14 protein-coding genes are annotated in these 16,827 nt (G+C 58.5%); 1 reads left to right on the top strand and 13 read right to left on the bottom strand.

The genetic code is table 11. The annotated features are described in order from the left end of the window. Positions 1 to 50: 50 nt before the first annotated feature. The 7 genes from C8C99_RS03695 to C8C99_RS24390 all read right to left on the bottom strand — a co-directional run bounded on the left by C8C99_RS03695 (position 51) and on the right by C8C99_RS24390 (position 8,288). Positions 51 to 596, bottom strand: coding sequence for a GspH/FimT family pseudopilin (locus C8C99_RS03695; protein WP_158274157.1), 546 nt, complete (start codon positions 594 to 596; stop codon positions 51 to 53). Further along, a complete protein-coding gene (locus C8C99_RS03690; protein WP_158274156.1) occupies positions 593 to 1,066 on the bottom strand; it encodes a type IV pilin protein in 474 nt (157 codons plus the stop codon). Before C8C99_RS03690 ends, C8C99_RS03695 begins: the two co-directional genes overlap by 4 nt. A 2-nt stretch (positions 1,067 to 1,068) precedes the next feature. Next, entirely contained in the window at positions 1,069 to 5,811 is a 4,743-nt protein-coding gene (locus C8C99_RS03685) for a PilC/PilY family type IV pilus protein (RefSeq protein ID WP_158274155.1), read from the bottom strand. Between the two features lie 4 nt (positions 5,812 to 5,815). Continuing rightward, positions 5,816 to 6,427: a PilX N-terminal domain-containing pilus assembly protein gene (locus C8C99_RS03680; protein ID WP_158274154.1), complete on the bottom strand. Its 612-nt coding sequence runs from the start codon at positions 6,425 to 6,427 to the stop codon at positions 5,816 to 5,818. Positions 6,428 to 6,440: 13 nt separating this feature from the next. After that, positions 6,441 to 7,373: a PilW family protein gene (locus C8C99_RS03675; protein ID WP_082576846.1), complete on the bottom strand. Its 933-nt coding sequence runs from the start codon at positions 7,371 to 7,373 to the stop codon at positions 6,441 to 6,443. Between the two features lie 4 nt (positions 7,374 to 7,377). Then, positions 7,378 to 7,989, bottom strand: a complete 612-nt coding sequence (pilV, locus tag C8C99_RS03670; protein WP_158274153.1) for a type IV pilus modification protein PilV — start codon at positions 7,987 to 7,989, stop codon at positions 7,378 to 7,380. Positions 7,990 to 8,090: 101 nt separating this feature from the next. Continuing rightward, complete coding sequence (locus tag C8C99_RS24390; RefSeq protein WP_369818057.1) at positions 8,091 to 8,288, bottom strand: transposase; 198 nt, start codon at positions 8,286 to 8,288, stop codon at positions 8,091 to 8,093. A 297-nt stretch (positions 8,289 to 8,585) separates the two neighbouring features. Between C8C99_RS24390 and C8C99_RS24140 the strand changes: the two genes are divergently transcribed. Then, complete coding sequence (locus C8C99_RS24140; RefSeq protein WP_233247154.1) at positions 8,586 to 9,200, top strand: hypothetical protein; 615 nt, start codon at positions 8,586 to 8,588, stop codon at positions 9,198 to 9,200. Between the two features lie 65 nt (positions 9,201 to 9,265). Here C8C99_RS24140 and C8C99_RS03655 read toward each other — a convergent pair whose 3' ends face one another. The 6 genes from C8C99_RS03655 to C8C99_RS03630 form a co-directional block, all read right to left on the bottom strand. Further along, positions 9,266 to 10,384, bottom strand: a complete 1,119-nt coding sequence (locus C8C99_RS03655) for an acyltransferase (protein WP_056642702.1) — start codon at positions 10,382 to 10,384, stop codon at positions 9,266 to 9,268. Positions 10,385 to 10,635: 251 nt separating this feature from the next. Beyond that, the gene (locus C8C99_RS03650; RefSeq protein ID WP_056642699.1) at positions 10,636 to 11,766 is read right to left on the bottom strand and encodes an ABC transporter substrate-binding protein; all 1,131 of its coding nucleotides are present in this window, start codon (positions 11,764 to 11,766) and stop codon (positions 10,636 to 10,638) included. Positions 11,767 to 12,023: 257 nt separating this feature from the next. Beyond that, positions 12,024 to 12,977, bottom strand: coding sequence for a nitronate monooxygenase family protein (locus C8C99_RS03645; protein ID WP_108624988.1), 954 nt, complete (start codon positions 12,975 to 12,977; stop codon positions 12,024 to 12,026). Between the two features lie 133 nt (positions 12,978 to 13,110). After that, positions 13,111 to 14,901 (bottom strand): acyl-CoA dehydrogenase, encoded by a 1,791-nt coding sequence (locus C8C99_RS03640; RefSeq protein WP_108624987.1) that lies wholly within the window; start codon positions 14,899 to 14,901, stop codon positions 13,111 to 13,113. A gap of 76 nt (positions 14,902 to 14,977) precedes the next feature. Then, on the bottom strand, positions 14,978 to 15,910 hold the full coding sequence (locus C8C99_RS03635) for an electron transfer flavoprotein subunit alpha/FixB family protein (RefSeq protein WP_108624986.1): 933 nt from the start codon (positions 15,908 to 15,910) through the stop codon (positions 14,978 to 14,980). Next, on the bottom strand, positions 15,911 to 16,660 hold the full coding sequence (locus C8C99_RS03630; RefSeq protein ID WP_108624985.1) for an electron transfer flavoprotein subunit beta/FixA family protein: 750 nt from the start codon (positions 16,658 to 16,660) through the stop codon (positions 15,911 to 15,913). Positions 16,661 to 16,827: the final 167 nt, after the last annotated feature.

Here is a 16,827-nt window from a genome sequence, read left to right as displayed (position 1 = left end):
CCTCCGCCTTCACGCTTCACATCTATCTTAATAATTTAATTATTATTAAATCATTCAGAACCAGAACATTCATTTTTTATTGAATTGCTTTCACAAAGCCGAACTCGTCCGGTTCTTGAAAAAGCGACGCCCTTCCTGTATTGACTTGAAGGGATGACGGCAGAGGAAAAAACGACTCTGCCTGCAGTGCTCTCTAGTAAATACCCGGTGGAATTGAACCCAATGAGCGTGAGGGTGCTAGGAATTATTTCGTTGGTTCCTATGCTATCGGCCTTTGCAGGTACCGTGCTGACGAGTGTGTCGGTGCCCGCCGTATAGGCCTTGTCCTTGTCTACATCAACATAAATGCGCCAACCTCTACTCCAGTCGGTTACAACCAATGGTTCAACAATGGCTTGTTGATTGTTAGTGATTGCCGCACTGCGCGCCTGTAACGTTGATACCATCAAGTCACTGGCAGCCTCACTGACTTTTCGTTGGGCAACACTTCGTTGAAAACTAGGGGCAGCCAGACTGGCCAGTATGGCAATCAAGGCAATGACAACCATCAACTCGATCAGAGTGAATCCTAATATGCCAAGGCGTTGTCGATTCATGGCCAACATTTCTCTGGAATGGTGTCTGACGGCGCTTTTTTGGTGCTTCCATCTACAGTGCAGCCTTTGTCGCCATTGCTATTGACGGACAACATGCTGACAGGGTCACTACCACTGCGGACCGTAGCCTGCAGGTCGACACATTGGTTCAGGGGCAGGTTCGTTCCGCCACTGGTGCACTGAACTGCCGCAATACTGCAAGCACTCTTTGCGAGCGAATCACCTGAGAACGCTTTTGTTTTTGCCGTCGTTGCGCCGTCGGCAAAAGTGACATACTGATTGAATTGACTGAAATATCGTTCCTGTTGCTGCATGGATTGCATTAATCCGCTACGGCACTCGGCCCGCCGTCCCTTGCGAATTTGATCGGTGAACGCAGGGTAGCCGACGGCGGCCAATATTCCGACGATAGCCACCGTTATCATCAACTCTATGAGGGTGAATCCCGTTTCTTTTTTTGATCGATGCATCATTAGTCCTTAAAGTCGCGCACTTCCCGCCAGCTGACCCGCCCAGAGCGGACGGTATCTTGTAGAAGCTGTGAGGATTTGACCTTGGCGATGTTATTCGCACCCGTTAGCTTCGTAGTAGGGCTGATGATCCGCTCTGCAGACGTGAAACTTCTGGCGCCGGATGTATAGCGTGTCGAATAATTACCCCCATCGAGTTCTACACTCAAATAAATGGGGATACCGAGCATGCCCCCACCGGTGCCGAGGTCTACGGGCAGCGCCGGAATACCTGTGATGGGATTCAAGGTGTAGCTCCGGCCATCACCGTCCCCTGAGCAATCCCCAGTGGGAATTGTCGAATTGATTGTGATGGTCGAGAAGCCCTGCGCGCCTTCCACGGCGATCCGCTCCCGATTCGCAGCAAGATCAAAATACCAGCCCCGCTTTTGTCCAGTGCCCCGCCCCAACGTATAGCTCGTCGTCGGCGGTGTAATGGCCACTGCAGTGGAGCCTTCAGACAGACCGTTGACGGCCAGCGCACTGCGCGTCAGGCCAAAGTCCGAAGTCGCTGTGCCGTTGTCATCCCAGATGCCGTAAATGGATTGAACCCCAGTGGAGGTGGCGTCGGTCTTTTCCATAAACTTGCCCGTGCCCACCACAACCATATTGGCACCTTGACCGGTGTTGGCGATCATGGGCGGCGTGGTGATGGGTTGGCGCGCCCCTGAAGGCGCCGTGGCCGTGAACATCGGCGTAGTTCCGCCTCTGAGAATCTTTCCATCAGTGATATTTTGTGCATTCAGCCCCTCGCTCAGATCCAGCTTCCAAAGCTGGCCTTGCAAATCGCCTGCGTACAGAGCGGTGACTTCGCCCTGGGTACCGAGCAAAACGCCAGGGTTGGCCAAACCATTTGCCGTCGTCGTGTTATTGGCTGGCACGGCAATCTTGAAGTAATTGGTTCCTTCTGCCCAGGCAGCACCCGTAGCCTTGTCGAGACTCAGGAAGAAAATGGCTTGCGAGCCATCGCTTTGATAGCGACCGGTACCGTCATTTACGTAGTTGTTGTATCCGCTGCTGACAGCGATGAACCACTTGTAGGTGGGGGAGCCTCCAGAGGTCGTAGCAGGAATCTTGACCTTCACCAACTGGGGTTGGGTCAGCACATTGCCCATCGTGGGGTCGTCTTGGTCAGTAAACTCAAAGAGCACTTTGCTCTGATCCGTTGAGCCATCTTCAAAGTGGTCTGGATCGGTTACATCCAGCGCAAAAACCCCCTGGGCTCCCCCACCCATACCGCTGGCCAGAACCGTGCGCCATTTCGTTCCAATTTTGGCCTCGCCGACGCTTGGCACGCCATCCACGAAAGGTGTATGTTGGTAACTGGGATTCGTCAATCGGTTGAGTGTCGTGGCCACCGCCAAGGGCACATATGCAAACAGTTCCTTCCCGTCACTAGCCCGAAGTGCGTGCAACATACCGTCGTTGGCGCCCACATAAACCGTTGCGGTCCGCGAGGCGACCGACTGCACAAAAGTCGGATAGTCGCTATCCCCCTTAATGTTCTCGTCAACTTCCTTCTTGAATACAGGTCCGGAGTTGATGATGTCGCCCATTACACTCGCGCGGCGACGAAAGGCGTTGGTCGTTGCATTCTCTTGCGTGCGGACTCCGCGTAAATAGTCAATCCGTTGCTCGCCCAGACTATCAGTACTGTTGTCGGCTGGATTCTTGTTCAGAGCGTTTCGCATCACGGTATCGAACTGACTCAGATTGGCAGAGGTGAAAGCAATGCCTGGACTAACACTTGTTTCACGCCTGTAGGTGAAAATCCTCCGCTCGGCAGGCTTGAGGTAAGGATCGGCTGATGTGTCTGCTGAGGTGAGAATAGAACCGGCAGTCAAAATCTGGCCCGCATCCCAAGTAACGGTGGGTAGAGATTCGATGGCGTTTGTGGCGGTATTCAGTTTAAGCCCCGACTTGATGACCGTGCCGGACCAATCCCCCGAGCTGAAGCTGGGTGAATAAAAATCTCCGTTGGGCGAGCGAGCCGTAAAGCGTTGAGAACTGACAGCGGATGCCGAGATCGTGCCACTTTGCGAGCTGACAGCACCGAAGAATTTGCGAATACCTGCGATCATGCGTTGCGCCTGACTGGCCAGCACATAGCCATCAGGGATCGTCGCTGCTGCGGGGTCTTCCCACTCCTTGTTGCTCACCGAGCCGCCCGAAGTTTTGAACGGATTACCATCTTCGTTGGCGTCGTTAAACCAGCCGTACTTCCCTGCAAGGAAGAAAGAGCTGTTGCGTGGTTTGATACCACGGGTGTTGGCATCAATGGAGCCATTCCCACCCTCGTCGACGTCAATGGTAAACGTCTTAACACGAATGTCTTTCATGCTCTGGGCTGTGCCATCGACCGTTTTAGTATCTAGGCGTATTGATTGCGTGTTAGCCCAATAAGCTGCGCCGGCCCAGTAATATGCACTGGACGATGAACCCGTGGCTTTCGTATCCAGTGACGTGTTACCCGCCACCACATTGGGATTTCCCAAAGTATTTTGTGCCCGGCCCAGAGCATCCGTGTAACTGGCGCTGGTCCCGGTTTCAAATCCGGTCAACAGCCTAGTCCAGTCCACGGCATTGAATGTTTGAGAAGACGACCCCCCGGGAATCGGCTCAGCTGCCCTCACGGGGTCGGTCGTGGTCTCATTCACACCTATGGGCGATTTGTGCCCTGGGAGTTGTTTGTCGTAATGGGTGTTGACATCACCAATGGTGAGAATGAAGTTACGCCGCTGGCAAGCATTTTGAACAGGGTCGGTCCACGAGGTATAAATTGGAAAATTGTCGTAACCCGCAGTGGACAAACTGCTCACGGCTGTGCTGGTAGGTTGAAGGCCTTGAAAATAACGCAGTGCTTCGTAATAAAGCTCACCCACCGGGTCGTTGCTTTTGTATTTACCGGTCTTCCCGAACTTGTTCAGATAATTAGCGACACCACTGATGCCGTAGGTGGCATCGTTGAGTGGGTTGGTGATGAACACCCCCGTGCTCGCGTCCCACTCGGCCTGGGAATTTGACTGAATGACGCCGCTGGTATCCCGATATTTGTTGCCCAAGAACTTCATGGGTGCGCGCAGCACGCCGCCATAGCGGCCATTGCCATCTTCCATGGCGTAACCAAAGGCTGATACACGGACGCCCTCTGCTTTGCGCTGGAGTTCACCCACGGGCTTGTAGTTGCCAGACCCCGCCGTGTCGTCTGGATAGCGCTTGCAAAGTTTCACACCGTCGGAGTCCTGCCGGGTGGTGGCTTCGGTGCTGTCGCACACTTGTACATTGGCCTTCATCCGTACCTGTTTGGTGCCGTAGACACGATAAATGGTGTACAGGCTCATCTGATACCAGGTCGGAATCTCCTGGTAATAGTTATAGACAGGAGTGGTGGTGTATTCCCTGTAGAGGGTCTTTTTGGTGTACATCACATACGTTGTGACGCTGCGATTACTCGAGGAGCCGCCGGAGCCAGTGCAAGTGTCGCCCGCACTGTTGAGCCGCAGCCGGATATTGGTGGTCCCTGATCGGCAGACGTTGTGGTTTGAAGTGTGAACAACGGTCTGCGGCGATCCGGCGGCCAACTCAGAAAGCAAACCTTCACCATCGCGAACGCCATGGGCACTGCTGGGGTTTGTATCTGCACCCGCCACGTTCGGATCCCACCTCGATCCCTGGGGTGAGGTGTCAGGCGCCCCGGTAGGCGGTACAGTGGTCGTCAAAGCGCCTGTCAGGGTATATATGGTGCCCACTTGAGGATCCCCAGCCCATTGGGGGGTCGGCCCCGTCGAAACAACTGTAGTGTTACGTGGGGTCGGCGTCACTGCCTCTGGCACCAAAGTCCCCGCATTGGGGTCTGAACCACTGGGCATGACGGTGGTTGTGGCTTGTGGTTGGGTGCGTCGCCACTCTTTTTTGCCCGCGGGGTCCACCACGTACACCGTCGTCGAGGTGTTGGTCGGAGGGGTTACAAAACCCTGCTCGGTGTAAGCACTGCTGGTGTCTGCGATCACGGGGCCGAAGGCGTTGGTGCTCCCCGGTGTTGCGCATGTACCACCTGTGGAAGCATTGCCAACCAGCAGCAAATCATCACAAGAGTTGAAATACACCGTCCCTGTGTAGTTGGTCGCCGCACCAGGGGTTAGAAACTGGGGAGTCACCAAGCCGACCAAGCTGGCTGGAACCTCCTTTTGCGGGAAGTAGGACGCGTTGCGAATGCCATTGAAGTTTGTAGGCAAAAATGCTCGTCCCAGGACGGTTTGGCTGGATGTATCCAGAACACGATTTCCCCCCGTCAGCGCGTAGCGCAGCAAGTCAATGGAGGATGTGGCTGCATAATTGAGCACATTTCCGCTGTAGCTAGCACCACCAGAGCAGTAATTGCTGCTATCGACCGTGCCAACGCGGCGAAAATAATTGCCAGTCAAAGTACTCGTGTCAGAGACATCGCCATACTGGTAGCAGCCTTTTGGATCCCAATAGCCCAAATACTCTTGGGTATGGTCGTATGTACTTGTCCGATAGGCCGCGCCAGCGGTGGGAAACTCGACCGACAGCGCCAGGGCCACATTCACGGCCTGGGTTGTTACGGCCAAAGGCCCCACACTGAGATCCACGGCAGGCATGGGAGTGGTCTGCGCGCCGCTTCCGGCAACAAAGATGGTGACAACGGCTGCACCAATCAATGCGAATTTTTGTTTGTTGTTCATGGCTTCAGCATCCTGGCACATCGGGTTTGTAAACAACACCTTGCAACATGACTTGGGTCTTCTTGTTCAAACCGTAGCCTAGGCTAGTAATCAAAAAGGCCGTTTCATTCGTGCCTTTGGGGCGGGGATAGGAAATAACCTCAATGATGTACCTCGGCTTCTGGGCGGGTAGTGCACTGTTATCGGTTGCAAAACCAGTTTCGCGTCCGCCCGTGTATTCACCCAGCGTGACATAGTGGCGCGAACTGCCGGTTTCTTCAAAGTCAATGGACTTGTACAGGGGTTGGTTAGTAGAGTTGGTGCAAAACCCGCGGTTTGCATCCGTATTCCCACAGCCTTCTGTAAAAAGTGAAACCTGTTTGCTCGCTGTGGCGCAAACCCGGCTGTTGGTCGCCGTATTTGGGCCCATCAGATCAATTTCTGCATCGCCGAGGGCAGCTTCAGCCGCTTGGAATGCAATCTGCCTATCCCGGTCATTGCGGGACGATTTTTCGCCCAACAAAGTCAGGCGTGCGCCAAACGCTGCCATCAGAAAAATGGCGCTCATCAAAATGAGCACCACCACGAGTGATACGCCATGTTGGGAGGGACGATTCCCCATAGGATTGGATTTCATTGGGATCACGTGTTCAGTTTTGGGGATTGCGCAGCGTGAATGTCGCGTTGAAGGTGCGCCGCAGGCGCCCATCAGCAGGCGGTGTGAAAATCAGCGCCGCTTCAGTGCTACTTCCAGTAAATGTCGCTCCAAGGGGATACAGCTTGTTTTCATTGGCTGTGGCGGATGCTCCCTGGTATCCTTGACTGCTGCCAGGCGGCCCCCGCAGAACAAACCCCACACGAACCGCAGATACCTGCGTCCAGTTGGTAACGTCGTTTGCACTGACCCACTTTTCGGGTACGGAGTTGGCATTGACATCAAGACCGTACATCACTTGAAAGGATTCCACGCCTTTGATAATAGGTTGAGTGTTCCGGCTGGGTGAAGCAGGATCTCCGCGTGAAATGCACTGCAGTGATGGCTCCCCTGTGCTGTCGACCTTCACCCAGAAAAGACTCACGGCCACGTCGCTCATATCATTAGGGAGAAGTGGTGCCGTCTGGGCGACCCCCTGGCAATCGATCATCGAGCCATCAGCTTTTGTGCGATCACTTTGGAGGCTCGCCCCATGAAATCTGAAGGCAAGCGTGTCGCTGCTGTTGTAGCCGCCATTGTCATTGGTGCCATCATCGTTGACGCTTGTAACGCTCGCTACCTTGGCATTATTGGCACCCCGGACTGAGGGAAACAAGCTAGTATTGGTGGCGTACGTATCCGTCCAGCGCAAGCCATATCCCTCAGGATAATTTTCATATCCCGCCTGGCGTGCAGCCTGACCAATAACTTCAAGAGCAAAACGCCCATTATCTTGGAGCTCTTGCCCCGCATCAACGGTGCGATAGCTGGAAATACCAACGGTATAGAGTCCGACTGCAGCTAAAGTGATCAAGCTGGCCAACACCAGCGAAACCATCAGCTCCACCAAGGTCAGACCTTGCTGGGTGATACGAGCAGAATATTTCATCGCATCAATCCGTGAAGTCTTTTTGATTGCCGAAAACCGTCATCACGATTCTCGGGCGGTTCTCGGCAGCGATAGTTTGTTGGGTCTGGTCAGCCTTGTCAGCTTTTCCGGCCCAGCCAATCTTGACCATCAGCATGTCGCCTTGGTCGTCGCAAGCCCAGTGATACAGACCTGAACTGGCGCCAGAAGTATCTTTGGGCGCACTGTCGCGACAGATCACGGCTCGCCCCCCTGGAAGCTCTGTAGTGACGCGGCTTTTCCACTCCTTAAGCATGAATGCCGCCAACTCGCTGGACGTGCATGTGGCGCCGGAACTCTGGCAATTGACGGTTGTCGTGTCAGCAGTATTGGTATCCAAGCTGCTAAGCACATTGCTCCCCTCGGAGGTCGATAGGTCGGCGGAGCGCAGCATCTGGGTAATTTCTTCATAATCCCGGATGAGCTGAGTAGCGACACTGGCCTGAGCAGTGAATTGATTGCTGCGCATTGTCGCCAACTGCAGACCCGCAGCCCCCAGCAATCCGATACCAAAAACAACTATGGATACCAATATTTCAATCAAAGAGAATCCACTTTCCCTGTTGACTGAACCACGCGATATTGAAGACGCTTTCATGTGTATGTGCCGCATCGTGCCAGTCTACGGACACCTCACCAAAGAATCGATGGGCATTCGACGAGCGGCCATCAAGAGGTGCTGAGCGGCGGAAGCGAAAGTCAAAGTCTTGGCTCCAACCCATGCAAGCCCTGGGCCTTAGAGATCTGCATGCCGCCGAACTTGGACCACCACTTGTAGAAGGTGGCGTTGCGGAAACCCCCATTGCTGCAACGTTCCCTGATAGCCATGCCCGACTCCGCCTGCCGCAGGGACCAAATGATCTGTCCCTCGCTGCACTTATTCTTCTTCCCCTCCATCATTCTTCGGATAATGGGCTGAATTGATTCACAGATGGGGAGGCCCGAGGGGTAGTGAGTTACCCCGACTGTCTGAGGGTGGGTATAGCGCGCTTACCGAGCTGGACGACGAGCTCGACGGTTCGAGGCGAGTCCGTCGGAGTCAATCAATCATCTCCTGGCAGTCACATTTTTCGTCCTCCCCCCATACCCTCAAAAGAGGAGGCCTCAGTACTAGAACGTCCAGCTCTTCGCTTACTGGAGATCGGCAGGAAGTTCCACTAAACCCTCGTTTGTCCGTATGACGAAGAAGATAGCGTGAATCGTCTGTCGATATTGGGCAGCGCCTTGTTCAATCAGCTCATCGGGGATGAGCTAGGGTGGAAACAACCCGGAGGCGAAACGATTGCCGTGTGCAACAAAGACATCCTTGATCAGCCGGAAAGCGAAGTCGAACTCCACCTCATTGGGGCTATTACCCGTGCTTTGCCGAAGCAACGGCTGAAAGCCTGTTTGGCATTGTTCGCATCTACAGACACAATGGCTCTCGCCATGACCACGCCACAACCCGCTGAAACCCCGCCCCCCGCCGACGCATTTGACCCGGATTCGACCTTGGCATTTCAGCGTCGGATGGAACGCGCACCCGAGTGGTTTTGCTCTTTTCTAGCGGGCAACAGCCGGGAAAAGAGCCGCCTGCGTCGCGAGATGGCCACCATGAGGGGCTCGGTGGTCTGGTTGGTGCAACAGCGCCGCCAGGGCACCTGGAGTGCCGAGGAGCGAGCCCATTTGCGCGATGTGATGCGGTCGGCTTCTTCGGTCAGCCCTTATCTCTTCATCTGGGTGATCCCCGGTTCGATGCTGCTGCTGCCGTTCATGGCTTGGTTTCTGGACAAGCAACGCAAACGCCGGGAGCGCAAACTTTTGCGGTAGTACCGCTCTCGCCCCAAGGGCGTAGCTCGCCGCCGAAGGCAACCGCACTGAAGAGCGCGAGAGGTTCAGGCCCAGTTGCTTGTGATGACGACCAGCATGCCTGCCCCCACCAGCCCGAGCTGCCAGCGCAAGGCCGTGGACCAGGATGGCACATGCCGCTCCACCCGCAGATACAGCAAGCGGCCAGCTGCTAACGACAGCAAAAATGCCAGCAGCATGCCCACCGCATTCAGTATTGGCGAAGTGGGCCAGAGGTGGCTGACGACAGCGTTGACCAGCAAGCACACCGCAAAGTGCACCAAGAACACCGAATACGACATCTGGCCGAGCTTGACCAACGGCGACACGCCATGCAACGCGCGCACGCGGGCTGAACGCATGGCAACCACCATGCACAGGGCCGTGACCGCCGCTACGGCGATGCGGGCACGGAAGTCCACCACCAGCGCGCCTCCCGCCAACAGCACCATGACGCCTGTCCATGCCTGCGCCCGTGGCGCTTGCGTCGCCCAGTAGGCCAGCATGCCCAGCCCGTAGGCCCCAAAAAAGTACAGCGCCCACATGTCCAACCCCGCCATCCGGTTGAACACCCACAACGAGGCCGCAGCCATTGCCAGCACCAGCCCCTGCGACAGGGCCGCCGCATGGTGCCGCGCCCAGGGCGCAGGCAGCGCCCGCACACCGGCCAGCATGAGCACGGTCAGCGCAAAGAGCTGGAAGTCGATGGCCACATACCAGACCCCGGCAGACAACGCACCCTCACCCACGATGTCCTGCAGCAGCAGGGCGTTTGCCAGCAACTGGGACAAGGTGGGCTGGTCCGGCACCGAGTGGTGTTCCAGCCAAGGTCGTACGAGGGCGGAGACGAACACCGCCAGCATCAAAGCAACGGCATAAGGCACCACCAGCCGCACAAAGCGCTTGGCCACGGCAGTACCAGCGTGATCAAACCGCGCCAAGCCCTTTGGCGCCAGGCTGGCGGCGGCCAAATACCCGCCGAGCACCAGAAACACCTGCACCGCCATGCGCCCATAGTCATACAGCCAAGCCATCAGGGCGGGGGCCAGGGGATGGGCGATGTCAGACATCGGGCCGTAGAAGGCCAAGTGATGCCACACAATGGTGGCGCAAGCCATGCCCTTGACCATGTCGATCAAGGGAGTGCGGGATGTGAACGAAGACATGTGATGCGGTGTGAACTCCAGCAGGCAAGGCGCCGCCGGATATCCAGATCCACCCGAGCCAGCCCCGTCTTTTGCATCAAACGCCAAGACAGACTCACGCGGGATTGGAGTAACAAAACCCGCTATTGTCCTCCGTCAAAGGATTTTTTGCACGGCTGTGGTGTCGCCAGCTGGTCTTCCATCAGCCGCAAAGGGCCAAATGACCCGCACCGCGCCTGCATGCGCCTCCGCCGCTCCACATGTTTCGGCCCTCAGTAGCGCAAGCTGCCTTCCGCATCGACGATGGCCAGCTCGACGTAGGTCGAGCCATTGTGATTGCGCGGTGAATACTTCACGCCGAAACGGCCAAAGGTAATTTCACCCGCGTCTTCCATCGTTTTGGTGAACGACTCGGTGGTCAGGTTGCGCCCGGTGCGGCGCAGCCCTTCCACCAGCAAGCGGGCGTGGACAAAGCCTTCGAACTGGGAGGCCGAGGGTTGGGCGCCGGGCGACTTGGCGCGCAGCAGGCTCAGATATTCGGCCACCACCGGGATGGTGGTGTTGCGCAGCGAAGGCATGATCTGCGCGAGGATGATGCCCCGCGCCTTGTCCTTGAGTTCGCGCTGGATCACGTCCATGCTGGCCACCGAGAACCCGTAGTAGGCAGGCCGCGCTGCCGTGGCCTGCACGGCCTTGATGTAGCTGGTGAAGGTGGTGCCGCCCGTGGCCACGATCACAGCCTGAGGCTGGGCCTTCTCGGTGGCCTGTGCGGCTGCGGCAAAGTCGGGCTGCTTGGGGTCTACCTTGATCTCGGCGAGGAAGGGCAGCTTCTCCTCTTCCGATGCTTTCTTGAGCTCGCCCGCCAGTGTCTTGCCCAGGCCATCGTCCTGAAAGAACACGGCTACACGGGTGATGCCTTGCTGGCGCAGTTGCGACACGATCTTGCTGGCCTCATTCGCATAACCCGCGCGCACATGGAACACATAGGGATTGAACGCCTCACGGAACACCGAGGCGCCCGTGACGGGGCCAAACAGCAGGGTGCGCTGCTCCTTGATCAACGGCAGGATGGCTGCCGTCTGGGCGGTGCCGGTGCTGTGGAAGATCATGAACACCTTGTCGTTCTCGAGCAGCTGGCGTGTGTTGTCCACGGCCTTCTGTGGGTCAAACGCGTCATCCAGCGTGGTGTAGCGGATCATGCGGCCATGCACGCCGCCCTGCGCATTCACCGCATCGAACAGCAGCCTCGAACCCTCACCATATTGTGCCGTCTGCGGTCCCAGCGGGCCCGACAGCACCGCCGAGGCCCCCAGGCGGATTTCATCGGCCGACACGCCTTCATTGCGGGCGTGTACCAAGGTGGTGGCGCACATGACCAGCAGACACAGAAAAGCACGGAACATCAGCCATCTCCCTCGCAACGCGGCGGCAAAACCAATGATTTCACATTGGTTTTTGATTATTTTTCATCACCATTATCTGCAGAGACCCGCGCCACTTCACGGGGGTTTCCCCTCGGATACACCGCAGCACAGCCCACCCAAAAAACATTCGCCCGCCATGTGCTGCAGCACATGGCGGGCGAAACAGCCTTCAAGGGTCGGCGTCCGGCACAGTGACCCTGGGGACAGGGGCCACCTCACCGTCGCACAGCGCCATTTCAGAGCTTGAGGCGCGCGCGCGCTGCCTTGTACTCGCTGCGCAGCTTGGCAACCAGTTCGGCGGTGCTGGTCACGGCGCCGATGGATCCAATGCCCTGGCCGCAGCCCCAGATGTCTTTCCAGGCCTTCTTGGCATCGCCGCCAAAGTTCATCTTGCTGGGGTCGGACTCGGGCAGGTTGTCCGGATCCATGCCTGCCGCACGGATCGAGGGCGCCAGGTAGTTGCCATGCACCCCGGTGAACAGGTTGCTGTAAACGATGTCATCCGAGTTGCCTTCCACGATGGCCTGCTTGTACGCGTCGCTGGCGCGCGCCTCATGCGTTGCGATGAAGGCCGAGCCGATATAGCCAAAGTCCGCGCCCATGGCCTGCGCGGCCAGCACCGCGCCGCCGCTGGCAATGGAGCCGCTGAGCGCCAGCGGGCCGTCGAACCACTGGCGGATTTCCTGGATCAGCGCAAATGGGCTCTTGGTGCCGGCATGGCCACCGGCACCGGCCGCCACGGCGATCAGGCCGTCAGCCCCCTTCTCGATCGCCTTGTGCGCGAACTTGTTGTTGATGATGTCGTGCAGCACCACGCCGCCCCAAGCGTGCACGGCCTGATTCACATCTTCGCGCGCGCCCAGGCTGGTGATGATGATCGGCACCTTGTACTTGGCGCAGACCTGCATGTCGTGCTCCAGCCGGTCGTTGCTCTTGTGCACGATCTGGTTGATGGCGAAGGGCGCGGCGGGCTTGTCGGGGTTGGCCTTGTTGTAGGCGGCCAGGGTCTCGGTGATCTCGGCCAGCCATTCGTCCAGCAGTTCGGCAGGACGAGCATTGAGCGCGGGCATGGAGCCCACGACACCGGCCTTGCACTGCTCGATCACGAGCTTGGGGTTGCTGATGATGAACAGCGGCGACCCGATGACGGGCAGCGACAGGTTTTGCAACACGGGAGGCAGTTTGGACATGGCTACAACTTCCAGAACAAAATAGGGATGAAATAGCCCGGATGCGCTAGTGAATTATGCGTCCGCAGCTATCATTTTTATATCAAGGCCCCTGCCCTGCAGGCGGCCTGTCTCCTCACAACACGCCAGTCCTTCAGAAGGCTTCCAGCGCCAGCTCGGTCACGCTGGCCGCGCCTTCCACAATGCTGTCGCGCAGGCCCGGGGCCTTCACCAGGATGTGGTCGGCATAGAACTGGGCCGTGGTGATTTTTGCGCGCATGAAGGCTTCGTCCTGTCCCTTTTGCAACAGGTCTTGCGCCACCAGCAGGCTGCGGGCCAGCTGCCAGCCCGCCACCACATTGCCCGCCAGCATCAGGTACGGCACGCTGCCGGCAAACACGGCGTTGGGCTGGGCCTTGGTGCCCCCGGCCACAAAGTCGATCACATCCAGCAACGCCTTGCGCGCCGCCGTGAGGCGCTTCGCCACAGCCAGCGCAGCAGGCGTGCCGCTGGCCAGCAGGTCGGCCTCGGTCTTCTCGATCTGCGCGGCGATGCCCTTGGCCGTCTGGCCACCATCGCGCGCCGTCTTGCGACCCACTAGGTCGTTGGCCTGGATGGCCGTGGTGCCTTCGTAGATGGTCAGGATCTTGGCGTCGCGGTAGTACTGGGCCGCGCCAGTTTCTTCAATGAAGCCCATGCCGCCGTGCACCTGCACGCCCAGGCTGGTCACCTCGAGGCTCGTCTCGGTGCTGTAGCCCTTGACCAGCGGCACCATGAATTCATAGAACGCCTGGTTCTGCTTGCGCGTGTCGGCATCGGGGTGGTGGTGTGCTGCGTCAAACGCCGCAGCCGCCACCGTGGCCATGGCGCGGCAACCCTCGACGGTGGCGCGCATGGTCATGAGCATGCGCTTCACATCGGGGTGGTGAATGATGGCGGCGCTGGCGTTGATGCTGCCGTCCACGGGGCGGCTTTGCACGCGGTCTTTGGCGTACTGAACGGCCTTCTGGTAGGCACGCTCAGAGATCGCAATGCCCTGCATGCCCACAGCGTAGCGGGCCGCGTTCATCATGATGAACATGTATTCGAGGCCGCGGTTTTCCTGGCCCACCAGGTAGCCCACGGCGCCGCCATGGTCGCCAAACTGCAGCACGGCGGTGGGCGAGGCCTTGATGCCCAGCTTGTGCTCGATGCTCACGCAATGCGCATCGTTGCGCGCGCCCAGCGTGCCGTCTTGGTTGACCATGAACTTGGGCACCACAAACAGGCTGATGCCCTTCACGCCTTCGGGCGCGCCCTGCACGCGGGCCAGCACCAGGTGCACGATGTTCTCGGCCATATCGTGCTCACCGTAGGTGATGAAGATCTTGGTGCCGAAGATCTTGTAAGTGCCATCGGGCTGCGACTCGGCACGTGTACGCACCAGGGCCAGGTCCGAGCCCGCCTGCGGTTCGGTCAGGTTCATGGTGCCGGTCCACTCGCCAGTCACCAGCTTCTCCAGGTACGTGGCCTTGAGCTCATCGCTGCCCGCCGTCAGCAGCGCCTCGATGGCGCCGTCGGTGAGCAGCGGGCACAGCGCGAAGCTCATGTTGGCGCTGTTGGTCATCTCGATGCAGGCCGCGCCGATGGTCTTGGGCAGGCCCTGGCCACCGAAGTCGGCGGGGTGCTGCAGGCCTTGCCAGCCGCCTTCGCCATATTGACGGAAGGCTTCCTTGAAGCCGGGGGTAGTGGTGACCACGCCGTCTTTCCAGCTCGACGGGTTCTTGTCGCCTTCCCAGTTGAGCGGCGACAGCACCCCTTCATTGAACTTGGCGCACTCTTCCAGCACGGCGGCGGCCGTGTCCAGTCCGGCGTCTTCAAAACCGGGGATTTGCGCGATCTGTTCAATGTTTGCCAGGTGCTCGATGGCGAACAGCATGTCCTTGACGGGGGCGGTGTAGCTCATGGGTGTCTCCGGGAAAGCAAAATTTCGTCAAAAAAAAGGCATCGCGAGCGATGCCTTTGTGTGCACAGGGGCGTTCTTACAGGGCCTTGACCAGTTCAGGCACAGCCGTGAACAGATCCGCTTCCAGCCCATAGTCCGCCACGCTGAAGATCGGCGCCTCAGGGTCCTTGTTGATCGCCACGATCACCTTCGAATCCTTCATGCCCGCCAAGTGCTGGATGGCACCCGAGATACCGGCCGCGATGTACAGCTGCGGTGCCACGATCTTGCCCGTCTGGCCCACTTGCCAGTCGTTCGGTGCGTAGCCTGCGTCCACCGCCGCGCGGCTGGCACCGAGAGCCGCACCCAGCTTGTCGGCCAGCGGGGTCATGACTTCGTCGAACTTTTCCTTGCTGCCCAGCGCCCGGCCACCGGAGACGATGATCTTGGCGGCCGTGAGCTCGGGGCGGTCGCTCTTGGCGATTTCGCTGCCCACGAAGCTGCTCTTGCCGGCGTCTGCCGTGGCGGCGGCGGTTTCGACAGCTGCGCTGCCACCGGTGGCGGCTGCGGCGTCAAAGCCGGTGGTGCGCACGGTGATGACCTTGACGGCATCTTGGCTTTGCACGGTGGCGATGGCGTTGCCGGCGTAGATGGGGCGCTCGAAGGTGTCTGGGCTCACCGCCTTGGTGATGTCGCTGATCTGGGCGACATCGAGCTTGGCGGCCACGCGGGGGGCGATGTTCTTGCCGCTGGCAGTGGCGGGGAACAGGATGTGGCTGTAGTTGGAGGCGATGGCGAGCACCTGGGCGGCCACGTTCTCGGCCAGGCCGTGTTCCAGGCCTGCTGCGTCTGCGTGGATGACCTTGGCAACTCCGGCAATCTGCGCGGCGGCTTGTGCAGCAGCACCGGCGTTGTGGCCGGCCACCAGCACGTGCACTTCGCCGCCGCAGGCCACTGCGGCCGTGACGGTGTTCAGCGTGGCGCCCTTGATGGACGCGTTGTTGTGTTCAGCAATAACGAGTACCGACATTTAGATCACCTTCGCTTCGTTCTTGAGTTTCTCGACCAGGGCGGCCACATCCGCCACCTTGACGCCTGCGCCGCGTTTGGCGGGTTCGGTCACCTTGAGGGTCTTCAGGCGCGGGGTCACGTCCACGCCGAGGTCTTCGGGCTTGACGGTGTCCAGCTGCTTCTTCTTGGCCTTCATGATGTTGGGCAAGGTGACGTAGCGGGGTTCGTTCAGGCGCAGGTCGGTGGTGATGACGGCGGGCAGTGTCAGGGCCAGGGTTTCCAGGCCGCCGTCGACTTCGCGGGTCACGCTGACCTTGTCGGCAGCCAGTTCGACCTTGTTGGCGAACGTGGCCTGGGGCAGGTCGGCCAGGGCCGCCAGCATCTGGCCGGTCTGGTTGGCGTCGTCGTCGATGGCTTGCTTGCCCAGGATGATGAGACCGGGCTGCTCTTTGTCCACCAGGGCCTTCAAGAGCTTGGCCACGGCCAGGGGCTGCAGTTCGGCATCGGTCTCCACCAGGATGGCGCGGTCGGCGCCGATGGCCATGGCAGTGCGCAGGGTTTCCTGGCATTGGGCCACGCCGCAGGAGACTGCGATGACTTCGGTCACCAGGCCTTTTTCTTTCAGGCGCACGGCCTCTTCAACGGCGATTTCGTCAAAGGGGTTCATGCTCATCTTCACGTTGGCGATGTCCACACCCGTGTTGTCCGACTTCACGCGGACCTTCACGTTGTAGTCCACCACGCGCTTGACAGGGACCAAGACCTTCATTGCTGCGGCTCCTAGAGAGTTGGTTGAATTGACGTTTACGTAAACTAGAACATTCTATGTCGCACTGCAGCGAAACCGCTACGGAACCAGCACACAGGCGGCACAATCACAAAAAAGAACGATCGTGCTTTTTGCGAATTATAGGCGAGTGCGCACGGCCGGTGTCT

It is taken from the genome of Acidovorax sp. 107, from assembly GCF_003058055.1.
In the GTDB taxonomy this organism is placed as follows: Bacteria; Pseudomonadota; Gammaproteobacteria; order Burkholderiales; family Burkholderiaceae_C; genus Acidovorax.
This window is presented reverse-complemented; position numbering and strand designations above follow the sequence as displayed.

Bases quoted from the DNA above. Each gene is read 5' to 3' on its own strand.
- C8C99_RS03655 (WP_056642702.1), bottom strand. From the start codon at position 10,384: ATGTCTTCGTTCACATCCCGCACTCCCTTGATCGACATGGTCAAGGGC.
- C8C99_RS03685 (WP_158274155.1), bottom strand. From the start codon at position 5,811: ATGAACAACAAACAAAAATTCGCATTGATTGGTGCAGCCGTTGTCACC.
- C8C99_RS03645 (WP_108624988.1), bottom strand. From the start codon at position 12,977: ATGTCCAAACTGCCTCCCGTGTTGCAAAACCTGTCGCTGCCCGTCATC.
- C8C99_RS03640 (WP_108624987.1), bottom strand. From the start codon at position 14,901: ATGAGCTACACCGCCCCCGTCAAGGACATGCTGTTCGCCATCGAGCAC.
- C8C99_RS03695 (WP_158274157.1), bottom strand. From the start codon at position 596: ATGAATCGACAACGCCTTGGCATATTAGGATTCACTCTGATCGAGTTG.
- C8C99_RS03635 (WP_108624986.1), bottom strand. From the start codon at position 15,910: ATGTCGGTACTCGTTATTGCTGAACACAACAACGCGTCCATCAAGGGC.
- C8C99_RS03690 (WP_158274156.1), bottom strand. From the start codon at position 1,066: ATGCATCGATCAAAAAAAGAAACGGGATTCACCCTCATAGAGTTGATG.
- C8C99_RS03630 (WP_108624985.1), bottom strand. From the start codon at position 16,660: ATGAAGGTCTTGGTCCCTGTCAAGCGCGTGGTGGACTACAACGTGAAG.
- C8C99_RS03675 (WP_082576846.1), bottom strand. From the start codon at position 7,373: ATGAAATATTCTGCTCGTATCACCCAGCAAGGTCTGACCTTGGTGGAG.
- C8C99_RS24390 (WP_369818057.1), bottom strand. From the start codon at position 8,288: ATGGAGGGGAAGAAGAATAAGTGCAGCGAGGGACAGATCATTTGGTCC.
- C8C99_RS03650 (WP_056642699.1), bottom strand. From the start codon at position 11,766: ATGTTCCGTGCTTTTCTGTGTCTGCTGGTCATGTGCGCCACCACCTTG.
- pilV (WP_158274153.1), bottom strand. From the start codon at position 7,989: ATGAAAGCGTCTTCAATATCGCGTGGTTCAGTCAACAGGGAAAGTGGA.
- C8C99_RS03680 (WP_158274154.1), bottom strand. From the start codon at position 6,427: ATGAAATCCAATCCTATGGGGAATCGTCCCTCCCAACATGGCGTATCA.